17 protein-coding genes are annotated in these 23,730 nt (G+C 25.1%); 12 read left to right on the plus strand and 5 right to left on the minus strand.

Going from position 1 to position 23,730, the window contains the following annotated elements; genetic code table 11:
* Together ilvI and D9V76_RS01180 are read right to left on the minus strand one after the other, a co-directional pair.
* Positions 1-1,716, minus strand: a complete 1,716-nt coding sequence (gene ilvI / locus D9V76_RS01175) for an acetolactate synthase 3 large subunit (protein WP_158337027.1) — start codon at positions 1,714-1,716, stop codon at positions 1-3.
* A 292-nt stretch (positions 1,717-2,008) separates the two neighbouring features.
* Complete coding sequence (locus tag D9V76_RS01180; RefSeq protein WP_172599427.1) at positions 2,009-2,938, minus strand: FAD:protein FMN transferase; 930 nt, start codon at positions 2,936-2,938, stop codon at positions 2,009-2,011.
* A gap of 313 nt (positions 2,939-3,251) precedes the next feature.
* On the opposite strand from D9V76_RS01180, the gene degP reads away from it, so the two are divergent.
* Entirely contained in the window at positions 3,252-4,688 is a 1,437-nt protein-coding gene (gene degP / locus D9V76_RS01185; RefSeq protein ID WP_158337029.1) for a serine endoprotease DegP, read from the plus strand.
* Between the two features lie 47 nt (positions 4,689-4,735).
* On the opposite strand, the gene dapD is transcribed toward degP, so the two are convergent.
* On the minus strand, positions 4,736-5,560 hold the full coding sequence (gene dapD, locus D9V76_RS01190) for a 2,3,4,5-tetrahydropyridine-2,6-dicarboxylate N-succinyltransferase (protein ID WP_158337030.1): 825 nt from the start codon (positions 5,558-5,560) through the stop codon (positions 4,736-4,738).
* A gap of 50 nt (positions 5,561-5,610) precedes the next feature.
* Entirely contained in the window at positions 5,611-6,396 is a 786-nt protein-coding gene (gene map, locus D9V76_RS01195) for a type I methionyl aminopeptidase (protein ID WP_158337031.1), read from the minus strand.
* Positions 6,397-6,690: 294 nt separating this feature from the next.
* On the opposite strand from map, the gene rpsB reads away from it, so the two are divergent.
* The 9 genes from rpsB (at position 6,691) to dnaE (ending at position 18,444) form a co-directional block, all read left to right on the plus strand.
* Complete coding sequence (rpsB, locus tag D9V76_RS01200; RefSeq protein ID WP_158337032.1) at positions 6,691-7,425, plus strand: 30S ribosomal protein S2; 735 nt, start codon at positions 6,691-6,693, stop codon at positions 7,423-7,425.
* 41 nt (positions 7,426-7,466) lie between these two features.
* Positions 7,467-8,267, plus strand: coding sequence for a translation elongation factor Ts (gene tsf, locus D9V76_RS01205; protein ID WP_158337033.1), 801 nt, complete (start codon positions 7,467-7,469; stop codon positions 8,265-8,267).
* Positions 8,268-8,367: 100 nt separating this feature from the next.
* The gene (gene pyrH, locus D9V76_RS01210) at positions 8,368-9,090 is read left to right on the plus strand and encodes a UMP kinase (RefSeq protein ID WP_158337034.1); all 723 of its coding nucleotides are present in this window, start codon (positions 8,368-8,370) and stop codon (positions 9,088-9,090) included.
* Between the two features lie 55 nt (positions 9,091-9,145).
* Positions 9,146-9,703, plus strand: a complete 558-nt coding sequence (frr, locus tag D9V76_RS01215) for a ribosome recycling factor (protein WP_158337035.1) — start codon at positions 9,146-9,148, stop codon at positions 9,701-9,703.
* 101 nt (positions 9,704-9,804) lie between these two features.
* Complete coding sequence (ispC, locus tag D9V76_RS01220) at positions 9,805-11,001, plus strand: 1-deoxy-D-xylulose-5-phosphate reductoisomerase (protein WP_158337036.1); 1,197 nt, start codon at positions 9,805-9,807, stop codon at positions 10,999-11,001.
* 56 nt (positions 11,002-11,057) lie between these two features.
* Positions 11,058-11,798: a polyprenyl diphosphate synthase gene (gene uppS / locus D9V76_RS01225; protein ID WP_158337037.1), complete on the plus strand. Its 741-nt coding sequence runs from the start codon at positions 11,058-11,060 to the stop codon at positions 11,796-11,798.
* Between the two features lie 175 nt (positions 11,799-11,973).
* On the plus strand, positions 11,974-14,373 hold the full coding sequence (gene bamA / locus D9V76_RS01230; protein WP_158337038.1) for an outer membrane protein assembly factor BamA: 2,400 nt from the start codon (positions 11,974-11,976) through the stop codon (positions 14,371-14,373).
* Between the two features lie 97 nt (positions 14,374-14,470).
* Entirely contained in the window at positions 14,471-14,929 is a 459-nt protein-coding gene (gene fabZ, locus D9V76_RS01235; protein WP_158337040.1) for a 3-hydroxyacyl-ACP dehydratase FabZ, read from the plus strand.
* A gap of 32 nt (positions 14,930-14,961) precedes the next feature.
* The gene (gene dnaE / locus D9V76_RS01240) at positions 14,962-18,444 is read left to right on the plus strand and encodes a DNA polymerase III subunit alpha (protein WP_158337042.1); all 3,483 of its coding nucleotides are present in this window, start codon (positions 14,962-14,964) and stop codon (positions 18,442-18,444) included.
* 56 nt (positions 18,445-18,500) lie between these two features.
* Here the strand turns inward: dnaE and D9V76_RS01245 are convergent, their stop codons facing one another.
* Complete coding sequence (locus D9V76_RS01245) at positions 18,501-20,216, minus strand: proline--tRNA ligase (RefSeq protein ID WP_158337044.1); 1,716 nt, start codon at positions 20,214-20,216, stop codon at positions 18,501-18,503.
* A 199-nt stretch (positions 20,217-20,415) separates the two neighbouring features.
* Between D9V76_RS01245 and flhB the strand changes: the two genes are divergently transcribed.
* Both flhB and flhA read left to right on the plus strand, forming a co-directional pair.
* Complete coding sequence (gene flhB, locus D9V76_RS01250; RefSeq protein WP_158337046.1) at positions 20,416-21,567, plus strand: flagellar biosynthesis protein FlhB; 1,152 nt, start codon at positions 20,416-20,418, stop codon at positions 21,565-21,567.
* A complete protein-coding gene (gene flhA / locus D9V76_RS01255; protein ID WP_158337048.1) occupies positions 21,560-23,647 on the plus strand; it encodes a flagellar biosynthesis protein FlhA in 2,088 nt (695 codons plus the stop codon). The genes flhB and flhA overlap by 8 nt, the downstream gene beginning before the upstream one ends.
* The last annotated feature ends 83 nt before the right edge of the window (positions 23,648-23,730 follow it).

A 23,730-nucleotide genomic window follows, 5' to 3' on the forward strand; every position in this document is an offset into this window, starting at 1 on the left:
TTAGGAGACCTCTTTTTTCCTTAACCACATTTCATTCATACCGCCACCTTGAATTTGCATAGGATAAACATGCTCAGAATCATCTATTTGAATATCTAAAAAAACTAAATTACCTTCAGATAGTTTTTTTAATGCTAACATTAATTTTTCTTCTAATTCTTCGGTTTTTTTTACTCTTAAACCAATGTGTCCATATGATTCAACTAACTTTACAAAATCTGGAAGTGAATCCATATAGGAATGTGAATGCCTTCCAGAATAAATCATGTCTTGCCATTGTTTAACCATACCTAGAGAAGAATTATTAAGATTTAATATTAAAATTGCAAGATTATATTGTCTTGCTGTAGATAATTCTTGAATATTCATTTGAATACTACCATCTCCAGTAATACAAATTACTGTAGCTTTTGGTAATGCTAATTTAACGCCTAAAGCAGCAGGTAATCCAAATCCCATAGTACCTAATCCACCTGAATTAATCCAACGTCTAGGTTTATTAAATTGATAATATAATGCAGTAAACATCTGATGTTGTCCTACATCTGAAGTAATATAGGATGTGCCTTTTGTTAATTTAAAAAGAGTTTTAATAATTGTTTGTGGTTTTATTTTAGTACTTTTTTTATTATATTCTAAACTTTTAATTTTTTTCCATTCTTCTATAGAAGACCACCATTCTTTTAAAGAATGAATTTTTTTTTCTTTTTTTATTAATTCAATCATTTCTTTTAAAACTTGTTTAGCATCTCCAACAATAGGGATGTCTGCTGAAACAGTTTTAGAAATTGAAGTAGGATCAATATCAACATGTAAAATAGTGGCATTTGGACAATATTTTTTTAAATTGTTTGTTGTACGATCATCAAATCGTACACCAATTGCAAAAATTACATCAGAATAATGCATGGCCATATTAGCTTCGTAAGTACCATGCATACCTAACATAGAAATACTTTGAATATGAGTACCTGGAAATGCACCTAACCCCATTAAAGATGTTGTTACAGGACAATTAATTTTTTCTGCAAACGTACGCAATTCTTCACTGCTATTAGAACTAATAATTCCTCCACCTGCGTAAATAACAGGTTTTTTTGCTTTTAATAGTGTACGAAGTGCTTTTTTAATTTGTCCCTGATGACCTTTAGTTGTTGGATTATAAGAACGTATATGTATGTTTTCGGGCCATATAAAACTGTATTTATTTGTTTTTTTTAAAATATCTTTTGGCAAATCAATAACTACTGGTCCGGGACGTCCAGTAGATGCTAACCAAAAAGCTTTTTTAAAAATGATAGGTATATCTTCAGTTTTTTTCACTAAAAAGCTATGTTTGACTATTGGACGAGAAATACCAATCATATCACATTCTTGGAATGCATCGTATCCAATTAATGATGAAGCCACTTGACCAGAAATTACTACCATAGGAATAGAATCCATATAAGCTGTGGCAATACCAGTAATAGCATTGGTGGCACCCGGCCCTGAAGTCACTAACACAACACCTATTTTTCCAGTAGATCTTGCATATCCATCAGCCATATGAGTTGCTGCTTGTTCGTGTCTTACTAAAATGTGTTCAACTCCGCCAACAGTTTTAAGAGCATCATAAATATCTAGGACAGCACCACCAGGATAACCAAATATATGCTGTATTCCCTGATTAATTAATGATCTGATGACCATTTCGGCTCCTGATAATATTTCCAATTTTTCCTCCAGGATGCTAATTTATTAGGTTTTATTTCCTAGTTTTCTATTTGTAGTTTATCCTGATAGTTTATCTAGATAAAAAAAGAATAATTTAATATTATTAAAAAAATTTTAAATAAATATTTTTATTTTTAATACAATTACTTAATTTAAAATTTGTAGAAAACTTGATTTTTTTAGTTTAATTAATTGAATTATTTTATTATTACAAATATATTAAATATTATCAATCAATTGAAATAATTTATATAAATTTGTTTTATTAAAATACTCGAGTTAGTATTTAATACTAATTTATATTTTTACCACTAATTAAAAATTTTTTAAAACAGGGTGATATCCATGTTGAAAACGTATTATCTTTTTTAGTTATAAAACAGGCTGCTAAATTTTCTTTTAATGCCAACACCTTGGCTTTTTTAAAACCCAAAATAAGTAATGCACTATCCCAACCATCAGCTTCTAAAGCAGTTGATGAAATCACGCTTACTGATATTAAGTTATGTGTTACAGGAATTCCTGTTTTAGGATCAATCAGATGTGATATTTTTTTACCTTTTAAATAATAATAATTGCGATAAGTACCAGCTGTACTAATTGATTCATTTTTTAAACCAACTAATAAATGAATTGATTTTATTTTATCAGTAGGTTTTTGAATTGCAATAATTTTAGGACTTTCTTTTCTTTTTGTTTTAACTAAAACTGTACCTCCTACTGAAATGGTATAATTTTCTATTCCTTCTTTTTTAAGAATAGAAGAAAGGTGATCTGCTGCAAATCCTTCGCCTAATGTAGAAAGATTAATTTTAATACCATCTAAATTCTTTTTGATATAATTCCCAGTAGAATTACTAATTAGTTTTAAATGTTGAATTCCCGTAAGAGCAATATTTTTTTTTATTTTATTAATAGATGGATAGAGATACAGTTTTTTTTGTTCACCAAACCCCCATATATTAATTAAATTACCAATTGTAATATCTAGTTTTCCAGAAGTTTTTTTATTAATTTTTAACGCTGTTGAAATAATTTTAAAAAAACTTTCATTGATAACTAACAGTTTATTTTTTTTTATTTTGTTAAATTTAGATACTAAAGAATTTTCTTTCCAAGAAGATAGTAGTTCTTCATCTTCATTTAAGTTTTTTTGTATTAAATTTTTTATATATAATTTATTTGGTACATAAGGAACGTTCACTTGCCAATATGTACCCATAGTTCTTCCTTTTAATTTTGTAAATTTTTTTTCTTCATTTTTGTGTAAAATAGTAAAAAGCATTAAAAATAAAAAAAAAATACTGAACATAATATTTAAAATCATTGATGTCAAATTATCCGTTTAAATAAAAAAATTTATTATAAATTATTTTTATATTTTAATTTAATAAATTTATTTTTTTATTTTCTCCTAAGCATCGATGGAGTTAATTAAAGATGGAGTGTATACTAAAAATTTATTGTGATTTAATAGTAATATTTTTTAGTGGTTTTATTTATAAGATCAGATTGTAATTTACGAGAAATAAACGATGAAAAGAATAAATATAGTATTAAGCGGGATAATGCTTGTTTTAACGCTATTACTAAGTTTTGGAATGTCTTGGGGAAATAAAACTTTTACTTATTCTCAAAACATTCCTTCTGTACAACCAGCTCCTAGTTTAGCTCCGATGCTGGAAAAAGTTATGCCTTCAGTTATTAGTATTAATATTGAAGGAAGTACTGTAGTTCACACTTCTCGCTTACCTCATCAATTTCAACCATTTTTTGGTCATAATTCTCCATTTTGTCAGGGTAATTCACCATTTCGAAATTCTCCTTTTTGTCATTCTAATCCAAATTCTAACAGTATGCATGAAAAATTTCATGCATTGGGTTCTGGTGTAATTATTAATGCTGACAAAGCATATGCTGTAACAAATAATCATGTTGTAGAAAATGCAAATAAAATTCAAGTACAATTAAGTGACGGACGTCGTTATGAAGCGTGCATAATTGGTAAAGACGCTCGTTCCGATATTGCTTTAATACAATTAAAAAATGCAAAAAATTTAAGTGCAATAAAAATTGCTGATTCTGATACACTTCGGGTAGGTGACTATACTGTAGCAATTGGTAATCCATACGGTCTTGGTGAAACTGTGACTTCTGGTATTGTTTCCGCTTTAGGACGAAGTGGATTAAATATTGAGCATTACGAAAATTTTATTCAAACTGATGCAGCTATTAACAGAGGCAATTCTGGTGGAGCATTAGTTAATTTAAACGGTGAATTAATAGGTATTAATACTGCAATATTGGCACCAGATGGAGGTAATATTGGAATTGGATTTGCTATTCCTGGAAACATGGTTAAAAACCTTACAGAACAAATGGTAAAATTTGGACAAGTAAAACGTGGAGAACTTGGTATAATAGGTATGGAATTAAATTCAGATTTAGCTAATGTGATGAAAATAAATGCTCAAAAAGGCGCATTTGTAAGTCAAGTTTTACCCGATTCTTCTGCTTTTCATGCAGGTATTAAAGCTGGCGATATTATTGTTTCCTTAAATAAAAAATCAATTTCGAGTTTTGCAGCATTACGTGCTGAAGTGGGATCTTTACCAGTATCTACTAAAATGGAATTAGGAATATTTCGAAATGGAATAACTAAAAATGTCATTGTTGAATTAAAAGCATCTTTAAAAACGAGTATTAGTTTAGGGGATATTTATACGGGAGTCGAAGGTGCTGATTTAAGTGATTATTCCTTAAATGGACAAAAAGGTGTAAAGATAGAAAATGTAAAACTGAATACTCAAGCGTCAAAAATTGGTTTTAAGAAAGATGATATCATTGTAGAAGTAAATCAAAAATTAATAAATAATTTAAATGATTTAAAAAATATTTTAGATTTAAAGCCAAATATATTAGTTTTTAGTGTGAAAAGAGGAAGTAATAGTATTTACTTAGTAAGTGAATAACTATTTTATCGTTCCGCCCGATACATAACCGGGCGGTTTTCATTTTTTTATTTTGTACCGCGTAAAAGTTGATTAATTTCTACTTTATTAAGTGTTTTAGAATCTACTTTTTTAACAATAATTGCAGCATATAAATTATATTTCCCATTCTGTGATGGTAAGCTTCCAGAAACTACTACAGAGTTAGCCGGTACTCTTCCATATAAAATTTCTCCTGTTTCTCTATTATAAACTTTAGTACTTTGTCCTATAAATACTCCCATAGAGATCACTGAACCTTCTTCTACAATTACCCCTTCTACTATTTCGGAACGTGCTCCAATAAAACAATTATCTTCAATAATCGTAGGATTATTTTGAAGAGGTTCTAAAACACCCCCTATACCTACACCACCAGATAAATGCACATTTTTTCCAATTTGAGCACAAGAACCTACAGTGGCCCAAGTATCTATCATAGTTCCTTGATCTATATATGCACCAATATTTATATATGATGGCATTATAATAGTATTAGCGTTAATAAATGATCCATACCGAATTGTAGCTGGTGGAACTACTCGAATTTTTTCTTCTTTAAATTTTTTTTCATTATAATTTTCGTATTTAAGAGGAATTTTATCGTAGTAGTTACTAATACTACCTTGGAATATATTATTTGTATTTAAATACATATACAATAAAATTGCTTTTTTTAACCATTGATGTGTAATCCACACATTTTCTTTTTTTTCTGAAATTCTAATTTTTCCACTATTTAATAATTTAATAATATGATGAATTGTTTGATGCGTTTCAACATCAATGTTTTTAATATTAATTTCATTTTTTTTTACATAAGCATTTTCAATAATTTCTTTGTATTTTCTCATTTTTTAAATTAACCTGATTAAATATGTTATTAAATTTTTCCTAGATATAACTATTTATTAATAAACTTGGATGGTATTATTTCATTTTTCTGCCATGTTAAAACATCACATCCGTTTTCTATTATTAGTACAGTATGTTCATATTGTGCAGATAGAGAATGATCTTTTGTTTTAACAGTCCAACCATCTTTCATACATTTTACTTCATGACTTCCTGCATTAATCATAGGTTCAATAGTAAAAATCATTCCCTTTTCTAGAATAATATTACTTTTGTTTTTATAATGCAGTACATATGGTTCTTCATGAAATGAACGTCCAATACCATGACCACAATATTCTTTTACAACTGAAAAATTATTATTTTCGACGTAATTCTGAATGACTTCACCAATTTTGTATAGCGGTATCCCTGGTTTTAATATATTTAAAGATTTATATAGACTTTCTTGAGCAATTTTACACAAACGTCTAGATAAAGTGCTTGTTTTTCCTACAAGAAACATTTTTGAAGTATCTGCATGATAATTGTTTTTTATAATTGTAATATCGATATTAACTATGTCTCCTGATTTTAAAATTTGATTTTTATTTGGAATTCCATGGCATACTACGTCATTAATAGAAACACAAATAGATTTTGGAAAACCATGATAGCCTAAACATGCTGAAACAGCTTTTTTTTTAATAATAAAATCGTGGCAAATATTATTAATTTCGTCTGTACTTATATCAGGTTTAATATATTTTTCGATCATTTCTAATACTTCTGCAGCTATTTTCCCAGATATTTTCATTCTTTCAATTTCTGATTCTGTTTTTATTATGCAATTCATAATATTTAGCCGCTTTTTAGATTTAATAAAATTTAGAATATTTAAATTATACGTTTAAAATCCTACTTGAAAATAATTTTTTGTTTTATTATTTAATTAATATATTGAAATAAAAAGTAAAAGACGTTAATAATTATTATTATTCTTAATATTGAATATGATATATTTATATTAAATTCATTTTTATAAATGAAATATGATTTTTTTATTTATAAAGTTTTTATTTGGCATGAATTATTTAAAAATGTATTGTTCTGATATTTTTATTAAACTTTTTTATTTTAAGGAATAGTTATGGAAATAGTATCAATGCGAGATATGTTAAAAGCAGGAGTTCATTTTGGTCATCAAACACGTTATTGGAACCCAAAAATGAAACCTTTTATTTTTGGTTCTCGAAATAAAGTACACATTATTAATTTGGAAAAAACTCTTCCAATGTTTAATTTTGCTTTATCTGAATTAAAGAAGATTTCTTTTAAAAAAGGGAAAATATTGTTTGTAGGCACTAAAAGAGCTGCTAGTAAAAAAGTAAAAGAAACAGCTTTAAATTGTAATCAATTTTATGTTAATCATCGTTGGTTAGGAGGAATGCTAACTAACTGGAAAACTGTTCGCCAATCTATAAAACGTTTAAAAGATTTAGAAATAGAATCACAAGACGGTACTTTTTTAAAACTTACGAAGAAAGAAGCTTTGATAAGAACACGAGAATTATCTAAGTTAGAAAATAGTTTAGGTGGTATTAAAAATATGGGAGGTTTACCTGATTGTTTATTTGTAATTGATGCTGCTCATGAAAACATTGCAATTAAAGAAGCAAACAATTTAGGAATTCCCGTGTTTGCTATAGTTGATACTAATTCTAATCCTGATGGTGTGGATTATGTAATTCCTGGGAACGATGATGCCATCAGATCAGTGACATTATATTTACAAGCTGTATCAATTAGTATTTCCAAAAACCAAAATTGTAACTCATTTAGTGAAATGTTGTTAGATGCAGATAAAAACATAAGTATAGAATAACAATTACGTGTTTTTATTTTAAAGTAGAAGAGGAAATAATTATGAGTAATATTACTGCTTTCTTAATTAAAGAGTTAAGATTACGTACAGGGGCAGGGTTTATGGAATGTAAACGTGCATTAATAGAAGAGAAGGGAGATATTGAACTATCAATTGATAATTTAAGAAAATCAGGACAAGTAAGAGCTGAGAAAAAAATGCATAATATTACAAATCAAGGGGTGATATTTGCAAAAATTCAAAATAAAATTGGTGCTATGCTTGAACTAAATTGCCAAACTGATTTTGTTGCAAAAGATAATTTATTTTCCTTATTAGGAAACGAAATAATTTTAACAGCATTATCACAAAAAATAAGAAATATTGATGATATAAAAAATATTTTTGAAATGAAAAAAACAGAATTAATTTCAAAAGTAGGTGAAAATATTAAAATTAATCGATTTAGTTTTATTGAAGGTGACAACATATTTTCTTATATACATGGTGGTCGAATTGGTGTATTAGTTAGCGCTAGTAATCTAAATAAAGAAATGTTAAAAAATATTGCCATGCATATTGCTGCAAGTAAACCTGAATATTTATCTCCGAATGAAATATCTGATTCTGTTTTTCAACGTGAATATAAAATTCAATTCGAATTAGCGAAAAAACAAAATAAATCTTCTGAAATATTAAAGAAAATAGTTCAAGGTCGAATGAATAAATTTATTAATAATATTGCATTAACTGGTCAAGATTTTATTATGGATACTACAAAAACAGTGGGTTCATTACTAAATGAATATAATGCTCGTATTATATCTTTTATTAGATTTGAAATCGGAGAGAAAAAAATTTAATTGATTTAAAAAAATTATTTTAAAAAATAAAATATATACTAGTTAATTTAAAAAAAATAAAAAATATTTTTAATAAAAAATCTATTTAGGTTAAAAAAATATGTCTACCAATACAAAATTTATATACCGTCGTGTTTTGCTTAAAATAAGCGGTGAAGTCTTGCAAGGAGTGAATAAATTTGGTATTGATATAAATTCTTTAAAAAGAATAGTAAAAGAAATTAAATTAGTATTAAAATTAGGTATTCAAGTGGGTTTGGTAATTGGTAGTGGAAATTTATTTCGTGGTTCAACTTTGTCTCAATTGGGGGTAAATAGAATAGCAGCAGATCATATAGGTATTTTATCAACGATTATTAATAGTTTGGCTATGAGAGATATTATGAATTCTCATTCAATTCCTACTTACGTTATGTCTTCTATACCAGTGAATGGAATATGTGAAATATATCATTATGAAAGAGCAATAGATTTACTGTCTAATAATATTGTTGTTATCTTTGCTGCTGGTACAGGTAATCCTTTGTTTACAACTGATTCTGCTGCGTGTTTACGCGGGATTGAAACAAAATCAGATATAATCTTAAAGGGTACAAAAGTTGATGGAGTTTATTCTAAAGATCCAAAAAAACATTCTCAAGCTATTTTTTATAAAAACTTAACATATAAAGATGTTATTCAAAAAGAACTAAAAGTGATGGATTTATCGGCTTTTTCTTTAGCTAGAGACCATAATTTACCAATTCGAGTATTTAACATTAATAAACCTAGATCTTTGTACCGTATTATTAAAGGTTACGATGAAGGTACTCTTATTAAGTAAATTCTTAACAAAAAGAACATTATCCATTTAAAGAATAGATTGTATAGGTACTCATGTGATTAATGATATTCATGTTAAAAGTAATGAAAAAATGAAGGTATGTATTAATAATTTTCAAATTCAAGTTAATAATATTCGAACTGGACGAGCATCTCCAGAATTATTAAACAATATTTATGTTGAATATTTTGGTTCTAAAGTTCCCTTACGTCAAATATCTAATGTAATAGTTGAAGATTATCATACTCTTAAAATTAATATTTTTGATGATTCTAGTACTTCTTTAATTAAAAAAGCAATTTTAAATTCCAATCTTGACTTGAATCCAGTTTTATATGGTAAAGATATTATTATACCAATACCCGGATTGACAGAAGAAAGAAGAAAACATTTAATTAAAATAATACGTAATAATGCAGAAAATGCTCGAATTTATATAAGAAATATTCGTAGAGATGCAAATGATAAGATAAAGAATTATCTAAAAAGTAAAATTATTAGCGAAGATAATGAGCATACTGCACAAAATAAAATTCAGATAATGACAGATGACTATATTAAAAAAATCGATGCAATCTTATTGGAAAAAGAAAAAGAACTTATGAAATTTTAAATTTTATAAAATATTTTTTAAAAATCATTTTCTATAATTTTATTATATATGTTTGTACAGTAATTTTTAATAATTGAATATTATTAATATTAAAAATTTTTATGAAAAAAATAACTGTTCTAGGATCTACTGGTTCTATTGGTATTAGTACTCTATCTATTGTTAAAAAAAATCCTTCTTTGTTTAAGGTAATTGTTTTAGTAGCTAATAAAAACTTTTCTATTATGTTACAACAATGTGAGTTTTTTTCTCCTGATTGGGTTGTAATGAAAAATAAAAAATCAGCTGATATTTTAAGAAAAAGACTAAAAGATAAAAAAATAAAAACAGAAGTTTTATCTGGTAATAAAGCTATTTGTGAAATAGCTTCTTTAAAAGAAGTTGATTTAGTTATATCTGCCATCGTAGGAATGGCAGGTTTATTACCTACTTTGTCTGCAATAAATGCTGGAAAAACAATTTTATTAGCTAATAAAGAATCTTTAATTACATGCGGTATTATTTTTATGAAAGCTTTGGCTTCTAACAAAGCTAAAATTTTTCCTATTGATAGCGAACATAATGCTATCTTTCAAGTTTTGCCTAAGTTTGTGCAGGAAAATTTAGGTACAGTTAATTTAAAAAAAAATGGTATTAAATCTATTATTTTAACGGCTTCTGGAGGTCCTTTTTTTAATTTTAAAAAAAAAGATTTATCTTTTATTACGCCATTAGAAGCATGTTCTCATCCAAATTGGTCAATGGGAAGAAAAATATCAATAGATTCAGCAACGATGATAAATAAAGGTTTTGAATATGCTGAGGCAAGATGGCTTTTTAATGCTTCATCTTCAGAAATTGATATTGTAATTCATCCTCAGTCAATTATTCATTCTATGGTTGAGTATATTGATGGATCAGTATTGGCACAACTTGCAGTTCCTGATATGAAAGTTGCAATTTCATATGCTATGTCTTGGCCTAATCGTATATCTTCTGGAGCTAATTTTTTAAATTTCAATAAATTAAGTAATTTAACTTTTTTTAAACCAGATTTTATTCAATTTCCATGTTTAAAATTAGCCATTGATGCTTTCTCTCAAGGTCAATCAGCAATGATAGTTTTGAATGCTGTTAATGAAGTTACCGTTTCAGCTTTTTTAAATTCAAAAATCAGTTTTAATAAAATTTCTGAGATTAACACTGATATTTTAATGTCTTCTTCTTTTTCAGAACCTGTTTCTATTGAAGAAGTTTTAGAAATTGATAAAAAAACAAGAATAAAATCTCAAAAAAAAATATCGTCTTTAATAAATTAATATTATTTCATATACAATTTAAAAAAATGTTTTCTTAAGAGAAATCTAAACCAATTATGTTATATAAATCTTCGTTAAAAAATAGGCAAAAAATTAAAGAAGAAAATCTTCGTCATGTAGCGATTATTATGGATGGAAATGGACGATGGGCTGAAAAAAGAGGTAAAATACGCACTCTAGGTCATAAAGAAGGTTTTAAAACAGCAAGAAAAATAGTAAAGTTTGCTGTTGAAAATAATATAGAAATATTAACACTATATGTTTTTAGTAAAGAAAATTGGAAACGTCCGAAATTAGAAATTATAGCTTTAATGAAATTGTTTTTTTTTGCATTAAAAAGTGAAATAAAAAATTTAAATAAGTATAATATTCGTTTAAAAATAATTGGAGATATAAGTTCTTTTAATGAAAGATTACAAAACTATATTTATAAAGTAGAAAAAAAAACTTTGAACAATACTGGTTTAATTTTAAATATTGCCGCGAATTATAGTGGTAGATGGGATATCACACAAGGTGTGAAGAAAGTGATTAAAGCTGTTCAAAAAGGGTTTTTAAACATCGAGCAAATTCAAGAACAAAATTTTTCTCAATATTTGTCTACAAGTGAATTATTACCAGTAGATTTAGTTGTTAGAACAGGAGGAGAAAAAAGAATCAGTAATTTTTTTTTATGGCAGATAGCGTACTCTGAATTATACTTTACTGATATTTTATGGCCTGATTTTAATCAGCGCGATTTTCAGCATGCAATTAATTATTTTTTTACTCGCGAACGTCGTTTTGGGGGAATTTAAAAATAATTAAAAATATTTTTAATATAAAAAAATACTTTTTTATTAAAAAATAAATTTTTCATTAAAACTAGCTTTTATTCAAATCTTCTTTTTTTATTTCGTAGTATCTTTTATTTAAGTAAAATTAATTTTTATAAAAAATAAGAGATATATTGTAGGAAAAATTGTAATAATAATGTTAATTAAAAGTTTTTTCATAATTTTTTTAATGTTTTTTAGTACTAATGTTTTTTCAAAAAATGCATGGACTATAGAAAAAATTCAATTTAAAGGATTAAAAAATTTTTCCAAAGATGAGGTGTTAAAAAATATTTTTTTTAATGTTGGAAGTAACGTATCTGAAAATGATATTAAAAATAGTATAAAATCTTTATTTCAAACTGGAAAGTTTAAAACTATTAAAATAGTTTATTCAGGTAAAACTATTATTTTTAAAATAAAAGAACAACCTATTATTTCAAATATTACTTTTTTAGGAAATAAAGTAATTAAGGACTCTGTTCTTAAGAAATATCTTACTGAATTAGGTGTTAAAGAAGGTAATTTCTTTAATCCTTTTTTAAATTCTATTTTTGTAAAAAATTTAAAAGAATTTTATAGTAACGTTGGAAGATATAACTCTAATATCAAGATATTAAAAAAAATTTCTTCAAATAATAAAGTAAATTTAAAAATACTTATTTATGAAAGTAATTTATTAGAAATAAATCATATTAAAATTATTGGAAATAATTATTTTTCTCAAGAAAAAATACTTTCATTGTTTAAATTAAACGATGATAAGTCTTGGTGGAATTTTTTAAAAAAACGTTTTTACTATTCTGAACAATTAGAAGAAGATTTAAAAAATTTAACTAATTTTTATTTAAATAAAGGATATTACTACTTTAATATAAATAAAAAAATAGTACATTTTTTAAAAAATCAAAATAAAGTAAATATTACAGTTTATATTTCTGAAGGTAAAAAATATAAAGTTTCTAATTTTTTTATTAATGGTAATTTATTACATTATTATCAATTCATTAAAAATCTTATTAAGATTAATAAGAACGAATTGTATAATAAAGAAAAAATTACTTTGATAGTCAAAAAAATACAAAGATTTTTATTTGAAAAAGGATATATTCATCCTAAAATTATTGTTTATCCACAAATTGATTTTAAAGAAAAAAAAATTATTTTAAATTTTAATATAGATATTCAAAAACGTTATTTTGTAAATAGAATAAACTTTAGAGGAAACGAATTAACTCAAGATATAGTTTTAAGACGTGAAATGAAACAAATAGAAGGTGAATGGTTTAATTTAAAATTAATAGAATTAGGTAAGAGATCATTGGAAAAAATAAAATTTTTGCGTGATATTACTATACAAAAAAAGATTTTATCTAATAAAGACAATGGAGTTGATATTACCTATACACTAAAAGAACAACCTACTGGTACTTTGAACTTTGGTTTGGGATATGGAAGAGACAGTGGATTAAGTTTTAATACATCTATTTCTCAGGATAATTTATTTGGTTCTGGAAATTCACTAAAAGCTAGTATTATTAAAAACGATAATCAAAAATATGCTGATATATCAATTATATATCCATATTTTACTAACGATGGTACAAATTTGAATACTAGACTTTTTTATAATGATTTTAAATATAATATAAACAATTTTTCTAATATTATAAAAAGCACTTCTGGATTCGAAAGTGATTTGAGTTTTTTAATTAATACATTTAATAGAATTAATATTGGTTTTGGATATACCCATAATGGTTTAATAAATAAAGAAGAAAAAGTTGTTTTCAAAGTTGAAAATACATCTAATGATAAGTCTTTAAAAGATAGTTTAGTAGACGATTTTACTTTAAATTATTCCTTAATGCATGATACTTTAAAACATTTTTATTTTCCTATTTCAGGAAATCAAACCTATATTAGTGGAAAAAATACAATTCCAGGTTCAGATAATAATTTTTATAAATTTCTATTTGACAGTGAACAATACATTCCGTTGGATAAAGAAAAAAAATTTATATTTTTAACTCATGTTCGTGCTGGTATTGGTAATAGTTTAAATAAAGAAAAATTGCCTTTTTATGAAAATTTTCATGCCATTAATTCAAATAATATTCGTGGATTTCGAGCAAATACTATTGGTCCTAAAAAAATTTATGCTAATTCTAATTTAGAAAAATGTTTGGGACATAATAAAGAAAATGTTTTTTGTGAATCTATAGATTCTATTGGTGGAAATGTTATGCTAATTTCTAATTTAGAATTAATTACACCAATTCCATTAATTAAAAACAAATATAGTAAATTTCTTAGATCTTCGTTCTTTTTAGACGCTGGAAATATTTGGGATACCATGTGGAAAAAAAAACAAAATATTAATTTTTCACAATTTCCAGATTATAGTAGTTTGAATAATATTTATGCATCAATCGGTATATCTTTACAATGGTTTTCTCCTATTGGTCCATTAGTTTTTTCTTATGCATACCCTATTCATAAAAATGAAAGTACTCAATTAGAAGCATTTCAATTTAATTTTGGAAAAAATTGGTGATCGAAATAAAATTTAATTTTTAATATTAAAAAATTTAATTTTTAATGTTAATTTTATAAAAAATAAAAATATTATTTTTTTTCAATAGGAAAAAATTTTGAATGATAATAAATATATTTTGAATATTAAAGAAATTTTAAAAATTTTACCGCATCGCTATCCTTTTCTACTTATTGATCGGATTTTAGATTTAAAAATATTTCAATATTTAACAGCACTTAAAAACTGCACTATAAATGAACCTTTTTTTCAAGGTCATTTTACAAAAGAACCTATTTTCCCTGGTGTTTTAATTATTGAAGCTATGACTCAAGCGGCTGCGATTTTGATTTTTAAAAGTATAGGTACATTAAATATTAATAAGTTATATTATTTTGTAGGCATTGAAAACACTAGATTTAAAAAAATCGTAGTTCCTGGTGATCAAATGTTTATTAAAGTAATTTTCTTAGAATCTAAAAAAAATTTTATAAAATTTAGAATCTTTGCCATAGTAAACAAAAAAAATGTTTGTAAAGCTACAATAATTTTTTGTAAAAAAAATATATTTAATTAAATACATTTTTTATATAAATGTTAGGAAAATAAATGAATTCAGAAAAATTTGTGCATCTTCATGTACATAGCGATTATTCAATTATTGATGGATTATCAAAACCAGAAAATTTAGTAAAAAAAACAGTTTATTTAGGAATGAAGTCTATTGCTATAACAGATTTTAATAATTTATATGGTGTAATAAAATTTTATAGTGCAGCGCATAAATGGGGTGTAAAACCTATTATTGGTGTTACAGTTAAATTTTTTTCCGAGTTAATAAAAAATGAATTAACAGAACTAACTATATTAGCTGCGACTCAAGAAGGATACAAAAATTTAATTTTATTAATTTCTCGTGCTTATAAAAAAGGATATTTTTGTGAAAAGCATGTAACAATAGAGAAAAAGTGGTTATCAGAATTAAACGATGGATTAATATTACTTTCAGGGGGTTGTCAAGGTGAAATTGGAAAGGTTTTATTACGTGGTCAACCTTCATTAATATCTAATTGTTTATATTTTTATGAAAAATATTTTTCTGGATTTTACTATTTAGAATTAATTCGTACTGATAGAGAAAATGAAGAAAAATATTTACATTTAGCAGTAAATTTATCTTATTCCAAAAATATTCCAGTTGTTGCAACTAATGATGTATGTTTTTTAAATAAAGAAGATTTTAAAATTCACAAAATCAGAATTGCAATTAATGAAGGTGTAAGATTAAAAGAATCTAAGATTCAAAATAATTATAGTGAACATCAGTTTTTAAAAACTGAAAAAGAAATGTATTCTCTTTTTTCTGATATTCCAGAAGCAATTATCAATAGTGTAGAAATTTCAAAACGTTGTAATGTTTTTATAAAATCTGGTAAATATTTTTTACCTCAATTTTTTACAGGAAAAACAAGTATTGAGAATTATTTAATTATACAGTCTGAAATGGGATTAAAAAAACGTTTAAAATCAAATTTTAAAAAAATAGATAAAAAAATCTACTTTAAATATAAAAATCGTTTAGATATTGAACTAAGTATCATTAATAAAATGGGATTTCCTGGTTATTTTCTAATTGTTATGGAATTTATACAATGGGCAAAAGATAATAATATACCAGTAGGCCCTGGAAGAGGATCAGGAGCTGGTTCCTTAGTAGCATATGTATTAAATATAACAGAGGTAGATCCACTTTTTTTTGATTTGTTATTTGAACGATTTTTAAATCCAGAACGCATTTCATTACCCGATTTTGATATTGATTTTTGTATGGAAAAACGTGATCGAGTTATTGAACATGTTGCAAATATGTATGGTAGAGAATCAGTAGCTCAAATTATTACATTTGGTACAATGACAGCAAAAGCTGTTATTAGAGATGTTGGAAGGGTTTTAGGATATCCTTATGGATTTATTAATAATTTATCTAAATTAGTTCCTTTAGATCCAGGAATTACATTAAAAGATGCTTTTGCTAAAGATTCAGAATTATATAATCTTTATAAAAATGATGAAGATGTTAAAAACTTAGTTGATATATCAAAAAAATTAGAAGGAGTAAAACGTAATGTTGGGAAACATGCGGGAGGTGTAGTGATTTCTCCTACTAAAATTACTGATTTTTGTCCTTTATACTGTGATGAAAAAGGTAATAATCCTGTAACACAATTTGATAAAAATGATATAGAGTATGTCGGATTATTAAAATTTGATTTTCTTGGTTTACGCACATTGACAATTATTAATTGTGCAGCAAATATGATTAATACAAATTTATTATTAAACAATAAAAAAACAATTAATATTAATTCTATTCCTCTGAATGACAGTAAATGTTTTAGTTTATTAAAAAAATGTGAAACTACAGCTATTTTTCAATTAGAATCATATGGAATGAAAGATTTAATAAAAAGACTACAACCAGATTGTTTTGAAGATATAGTTGCATTAATTGCACTTTTTAGACCTGGTCCTTTACAATCTGGAATGGTAGATAATTTTATTAATCGTAAGCACGGGAATGAAGACATTGCATATCCTGACCACAAATGGCAACATCGATTATTAAAACCAGTATTAGAATCAACATATGGAATTATTTTATATCAAGAACAAGTGATGCAAATTGCTCAAATTTTAGCAGGTTATACTTTAGGAAAAGCTGATATTTTAAGACGAGCTATGAGTAAAAAAAATTTAAAAGATATGGCCGAACAACGCGTTGTTTTTATAGACGGCGCTCAAAAAAAAGGAATCAATAGAAAGCTATCTATAAAAATTTTTGACTTACTAGAAAAATTTGCTGGATATGGATTTAATAAATCTCATTCTGTAGCTTATGCATTAGTATCTTATCAAACTTTATGGTTAAAAGCACATTATCCTTCTGAATTTATGGCTTCTACTATGACTTCTGATATAGATTATACGGATAAAATTGTAATTTTAGTTAATGAATCTATTCAAATGGGAATAAAAATAATACCTCCAAATATTAATTTAAGTAAATATGAATTTTATGTCAATAATAAAAAAAATATAGTTTATGGTCTTGGAGCTATTAAAGGTATAGGTATAAGCTCAATGTTTCATCTTGTTAAAGAAAGAGAAAAAAATGGATTTTTTTCTGATTTGTTTGATCTGTGTGTGCGTACTGATCCTAATAAAATAACTCGGAGAGTATTAGAAAAACTAATTATGTCTGGCAGCTGTGATTGTCTTAATAAAAATAGAAGCTATTTACTTTCTTTAATGGAAGATGCGATCAAAGCATCAAAAGAACACTTTAAAATAAAAAAATTTCAACAAGAAAGTTTATTCGGTTCATTTGAAAAAGAATTAAATATTATAAAAAATAATAATTTATTAAATTTTCTTTCCTATGAAGAAAATAAGCTAGAAAATGAACATAAAGTTTTAGGTTTTTATCTCACAGGTCATCCTATTGATAGCTATTCAGAAGAATTAAAATATTATGTTAATAATTTAACATTTTCAAAATTAAAATCTTTTAATAATACTAAAAAAAAAATAATGGTTGCAGGAATAGTTGTGTCTATTAAAATAAAAACAACAAAAACTAAAGATCGTATAGCCATTTTAGTATTAGATGATAATACTGGTCTTTTAGAAGTTGTAGTTTTTAAAAGTTTATTAAATTCATCTGAACATTTAATTAAATTAAATAAAATTTTAATTGTTTCAGGTATTTTAAATGCTAATTTTATTAATAAAAACTTAAAAATGACAGCATATAATATTATGGATTTAAATTTAGCAAGAGAAAAATATCTTAATCAATTGAAGATCATATTAAAAGAAGAACAAAAAGATAAATATTTTTTAAAAAAAATTGATCAATTTTTTAAAAAACAAGCTATAGGTAAAATTCCTGTTTATATTCTTTTTGAAAAAAAAGATCTTAATTCTGAATTTAAATTGATAAAAAAATGGTTCATTAAAATTAGTAATGAATTTTTAATTGAATTAGATATCTTAATCAATGAAAATAAAATATCTGTAAAGTATTTTTAAAAGTATTTTTTAAAAAAAATAATTTTTAAAAATATAAGAAAAGATTATTAAATTTTTTATATTAAATTAAATTTTTTCTTAAAAAAACAAATAATTTCGTTTAATTTAATTAAAATACTTTTTTTATTTTTTCTTTCTCTGTATTCAACTTTATTTTCATTAATGTGACGTGGACTAATTATAATTTGATGTGGAATACCAATTAAATCCATTTCATTGAACATAATTCCTGGTCTTTCATTACGATCATCTAAAATTACATCTATTTTTTCTTTTTTTAAATTTTTATATAAGTTTTCTGTAATTTCTTTAATTTTAATACATTTTTTTATATTCAAAGGTAAGATAACAATCTGAAAAGGAGCGATGGAATCAGGCCAAATAATTCCATTATTATCATGATTTTGTTCAATTATAGCAGCAATTATACGTGTTATTCCAATACCATAGCATCCCATATGTATATGTTTCTGATCATTTTTTTTTCCTTGAACTAGTACATTCATTTTTTTGGAGTATTCTTGTCCTAATTGAAAAATATGTCCAATTTCAATGCTTTTTTTAATTTCTAAATTTCCTGATCCATCTGAACTCAAATCTTTTTTTGTTATATTTCTAATATCTTTAACAATTGGCATAGATAGATCTACATTCCAATTTACATTGATAAATAATTTCTCATTGATATTTGATCCAATAGTAAAATTTTTCATATAATAGACAGAGACATCAGCAAAAATAGGAATTTTTAACCCTAAAGGACCTAAAAATTTTGATTTTACTCCCATCAATGCGATAGTTTCTTGTTCATTAACAAATGACAATGGTTTTTCAATGATGTCAATTTCTTCTATTTTAAATAAGTTTAGTTCGTGTTCTTCACGGATTAAAAGAGCTGCTAATGAAGAACTATTATTAACTTTAGTACGAACTAAAATAGTTTTTATAAAATTTTTAAGAGGTTTTTCCAATTCGTTAAAATTTTTTATAGATTTTTTGCTTTTTGTTTTATTTTGAATAATTTCATTTTTTTCTTTAAAAAAATTAATAGTTTCCATCGATTTTGCTGTATTGATATTTGAAGCATATGATGTATTTTTTGAAAAAACAATTTTATCTTCACCATTTTCAGATAAAGCTTGAAATTCATGGGAAATATTGCCTCCCATAGATCCTGAATCTGCATTTACCGCACGAAATTGAATTTTTATTTTATTAAATATATTTATATAACTTTGATAAAAATTGTTATAAGTTTTTTCTAAACAATGTTTATTAATATGAAAAGAATAAGCGTCTTTCATAATAAATTCACGCGATCTAATAACACCAAATCTAGGCCTTATTTCATCTCGAAATTTTGTTTGTATTTGATATATAGTTAATGGAAGTGCTTTATATGAATGTATTTCATTTCGAATAAAATTGCTGACAACTTCTTCGTTAGTTGGTCCTAATATAAATTTTTGATTGCGTCGATCACAAAATTGTAATAATTCTTCTCCATATATACTTAATCGTCCACTGTTTTTCCATATTATTTCAGGTTGTATAATTGGCATTAATATTTCTAAGGCATTTATTTTTTTCATTTCTTTTCTGATGATATCTTTGATTTTCTGTAATACCTTAATACCTGTTGGAAGCCAAATATATATACCTGAAGATAGTTTTCTAATCATTCCACTTTTAAGCATAAGTTGATGACTAATAATTTTTGTATTATGTGGTGTTTCTTTTAAAGTTGAAAATAAATATTGACTTGCACGCATATAAAAAAGTCTCGATAAGAATAAAAATTATTTTTTAAAATAAAACATTTATTTCAAAAATATTTAAAATGTTTATTTTAAATTATTATTAATAACCTTATTATATAAGAAAATTATTTAAAATGTTTTTTAAAAAATAGTTTTATTTAATTAAAATTTATTTGTTGACTAAAAACTTTAATGGTTAAAAGCATTTAAAATGAATCATGATATAAACGAAGAAAAAACAGAACAACCAACAGAACATCATATTGAAAAATTTAAAAAAAAGGGACAAACAAGATATTCTCGTGAATTAAATTCTTTATTAATCTTAATAGTTGGTTTGTCAAATTTATGGTGGTTCAGGCATTCAATTATTTTTGAATTAAAAAATACTATATTTAATAGTTTTTATTTTAATGAAAATATTCTTACAAATAAACAAAATATTTCATTAAATTTTTTTATTTTTATAAAAAAAATATTGATTGTTTTTTTTCCATTTTTTTCATTTTTAATATTTATAATTATTGTTCCTCCTATCTTATTTAGCGGTATAAAATTCAATTTTAAATCATTGAAATTAAATTTTAGAAGATTAAACCCATTAGATGGTTTAAAAAAAATTTTTTCTTTTCAAATATTTTTTGAATCATTTAAAATAATATTAAAGTTATTTATCATAAGTGGTATATCTATTTGGTATTTATGGATGTATTTTTTTAAAATATTATTTTTAAACACTAAAGGTATTTCATCTTCATTATCCTATGGATCTAATTTAATTGCTTATTGTTGTGTTTTAGTAATGTTGGGGTTAATACCAATTGTTGTTTTAGATATTTTTTGGCAACAGTGGAAGTATTACAAAAAATTAAAAATGACTCATCACGAGATAAAAGATGAGTTTAAAGAAAGAGAAGGAAGCCCACAAATAAAAACACGTATTCGACAACAAATGAAAATAAATTTACGAAGAAGAATGATTTTAGATGTACCTAAAGCAGATGTTATTATAACTAATCCTATTTATTATGCAATTGCACTTAAGTATGATATTAATAAAATGAATGCTCCTAAGGTAATAGCTAAAGGCATTGGTGAAACGGCTGAAAAAATAAAAGAAATTGCGATTAAAAATAAAATTTCTATTATTTCTGCTCCATCTTTAGCTCGTTCATTATATCGTTATTCAGAAATAGGTCAATATATTCCAGGTCCTCTTTATAAAGCTGTAGCTGAAATTTTAGCATGGGTTTGGAAAGTAAGAAAATGGAAAAGAGATGGTGGTGTTTTCCCTGAAAAACCTAAAAATATATCAGTTCCATCAGAATTAAATGTTGCAGGAGAAAGTAAAAGTAATGATTAATTTTTCTTCTTTTTTTCGTATTGTACAAAATTTAAAAAAAACACAATGGCAAATACTAGCAGGTCCAGTGTTAATCTTAATTATTTTATCAATGATGGTTCTGCCATTAGCACCATTTGTTTTAGATGTTTTTTTTACTTTTAATATCGCTTTATCAATAATTATCTTACTTGTTTCTATGTTTACTCGACATACTTTAGATTTTGCTGCTTTTCCAACAATTTTACTTTTTTCTACATTGTTGCGTTTAGCTTTAAATGTTGCATCTACACGTGTAATATTTTTAAATGGTCATACTGGGACTCATGCTGCGGGTCGAGTAATAGAATCATTTGGTCATTTTTTAGTAGGTGGAAATTTTGCTATTGGTATAGTTGTTTTTATTATTTTAGTTATTATCAATTTTATGGTGATTACTAAAGGATCTGGAAGAATAGCTGAAGTTGGAGCAAGATTTATATTGGATGCAATGCCAGGAAAACAAATGGCTATTGATGCTGACTTAAATGCAGGTTTAATTGGGGAAACAGAAGCTAAAAAACGTCGTTTAAAAATAACAAAAGAAGCTGATTTTTATGGATCAATGGATGGTGCAAGTAAATTTGTTCGAGGAGATGCAATTGCTGGTATTTTGATTATGGTTCTTAATATTTTTGGAGGATTAATTATCGGTTTATTTCAACATAATATGTTGTTAAATAAAGCTGCAGAAGTATATACCTTATTAACTATAGGAGATGGTTTAGTTGCTCAAATTCCCGCTTTAGTTATTTCTACAGCAGCTGGAGTAATTGTTACACGTGTTAGTACGAATCAAAATGTTGGCGAACAAATGATAAGTCAATTATTTTATAATTCTCAAGTAATTTTACTAAGTGCAATAGTTTTAGGTGTTCTTGGTTTAGTTCCAGGAATGCCAAATATTATATTCTTAGTATTTACCGTTTCGCTATTATCTCTTTCTTGGTGGTTAAATAGAAAAAAAACTAATGTTGAAAAAAACCTTCTAGTTCCTGAAAACAAATATAAGTCAGTAGATAATTCAATTTCTGAAGCTTCTTGGACTGATGTAGAATTAGAAGATCCTATAAGAATAGAAATCGGACATAATTTAATACCTATGGTTGATGTTCAAAAAAAAGGTGATTTATTAGATAAAATTCGTATTATTCGCAAAAAATTTGCTCAAGAAATTGGATTTCTCCCTCCATTGGTTCATATTAAGAATAATATAAATTTAAAAAGAACTCGTTATCACATCTTTATTAAAGGAGTAGAAGTAGGTCAAGGTGATTGTTTTTATGGAAAATATATGGCTATCCGTTCAGGAAGAGAAACAGAACCTTTACCGTTTAAAGAAGTTTATGAACCTACTTTTGGTTTATCTGGTTATTGGATCGATTTACATTTCAAAAGTGAAGCAGAAAAAAAAGGTTATTCTATAGTAGAAGCTAGTGCTATTATTGCAACACATTTAAATTTTTTAATTTCTAAACATATTGATGAATTATTCGGTCGTCAAGAAGCTCAACAACTATTAGATCATGTTAATTTAGAAATGCCAAAATTAACTGAAGATTTAATACCAAATATACTCAGCTTAACAACTTTACATAAAATTTTAAAAAATCTTCTTTTAGAAAAAGTTCCAATACGAGATATGAGAACTATTTTAGAAACATTATCAGAATTTTCTATTGATCAAAAAGATCCAAATGAATTAACTAGTTTTGTTCGCATTGCGTTAGGTAAAATTATTACACAAAAATTATTTTATAAAAAAGATATTATTGAAATAATAGGTTTAGAAACAAATTTAGAACAATTACTATTAGATAATTTAAAAGGACAAACTAATAATATAGAACCTGGTTTGTCTGAATTACTGATAATTAAAACTCAAGAAGCTATTGAAAAACAAAAATCAATAAATGCTCCTATTGTATTATTAGTAATTCATCCTCTTCGATTTTTTTTATCAAAAATTTTGCGAAAAAATTTTCCAGAATTAACAGTTTTATCTCAATTTGAAATAATAGATATAAAAAAAATAAAAATGACTAGTATAATTGGCAGTTAACTATATTTATATAAATACAGATTGGTGTGGTTTTAAGTAGTACATTTTTAGTACTGCATTATTTCCTCACCTTGCTGAATTTT

It is taken from the genome of Buchnera aphidicola (Rhopalosiphum padi), assembly GCF_005080845.1.
GTDB classification, from domain to species: Bacteria; Pseudomonadota; Gammaproteobacteria; order Enterobacterales; family Enterobacteriaceae; genus Buchnera; species Buchnera aphidicola_AO.

Bases quoted from the DNA above. Each gene is read 5' to 3' on its own strand.
- D9V76_RS01180 (WP_172599427.1), bottom strand. From the start codon at position 2,938: ATGGGTACATATTGGCAAGTGAACGTTCCTTATGTACCAAATAAATTA.
- degP (WP_158337029.1), top strand. From the start codon at position 3,252: ATGAAAAGAATAAATATAGTATTAAGCGGGATAATGCTTGTTTTAACG.
- dapD (WP_158337030.1), bottom strand. From the start codon at position 5,560: ATGAGAAAATACAAAGAAATTATTGAAAATGCTTATGTAAAAAAAAAT.
- map (WP_158337031.1), bottom strand. From the start codon at position 6,396: ATGAATTGCATAATAAAAACAGAATCAGAAATTGAAAGAATGAAAATA.
- rpsB (WP_158337032.1), top strand. From the start codon at position 6,691: ATGGAAATAGTATCAATGCGAGATATGTTAAAAGCAGGAGTTCATTTT.
- tsf (WP_158337033.1), top strand. From the start codon at position 7,467: ATGAGTAATATTACTGCTTTCTTAATTAAAGAGTTAAGATTACGTACA.
- pyrH (WP_158337034.1), top strand. From the start codon at position 8,368: ATGTCTACCAATACAAAATTTATATACCGTCGTGTTTTGCTTAAAATA.
- ispC (WP_158337036.1), top strand. From the start codon at position 9,805: ATGAAAAAAATAACTGTTCTAGGATCTACTGGTTCTATTGGTATTAGT.
- uppS (WP_158337037.1), top strand. From the start codon at position 11,058: ATGTTATATAAATCTTCGTTAAAAAATAGGCAAAAAATTAAAGAAGAA.
- bamA (WP_158337038.1), top strand. From the start codon at position 11,974: ATGTTAATTAAAAGTTTTTTCATAATTTTTTTAATGTTTTTTAGTACT.
- dnaE (WP_158337042.1), top strand. From the start codon at position 14,962: ATGAATTCAGAAAAATTTGTGCATCTTCATGTACATAGCGATTATTCA.
- D9V76_RS01245 (WP_158337044.1), bottom strand. From the start codon at position 20,216: ATGCGTGCAAGTCAATATTTATTTTCAACTTTAAAAGAAACACCACAT.
- flhB (WP_158337046.1), top strand. From the start codon at position 20,416: ATGAATCATGATATAAACGAAGAAAAAACAGAACAACCAACAGAACAT.
- flhA (WP_158337048.1), top strand. From the start codon at position 21,560: ATGATTAATTTTTCTTCTTTTTTTCGTATTGTACAAAATTTAAAAAAA.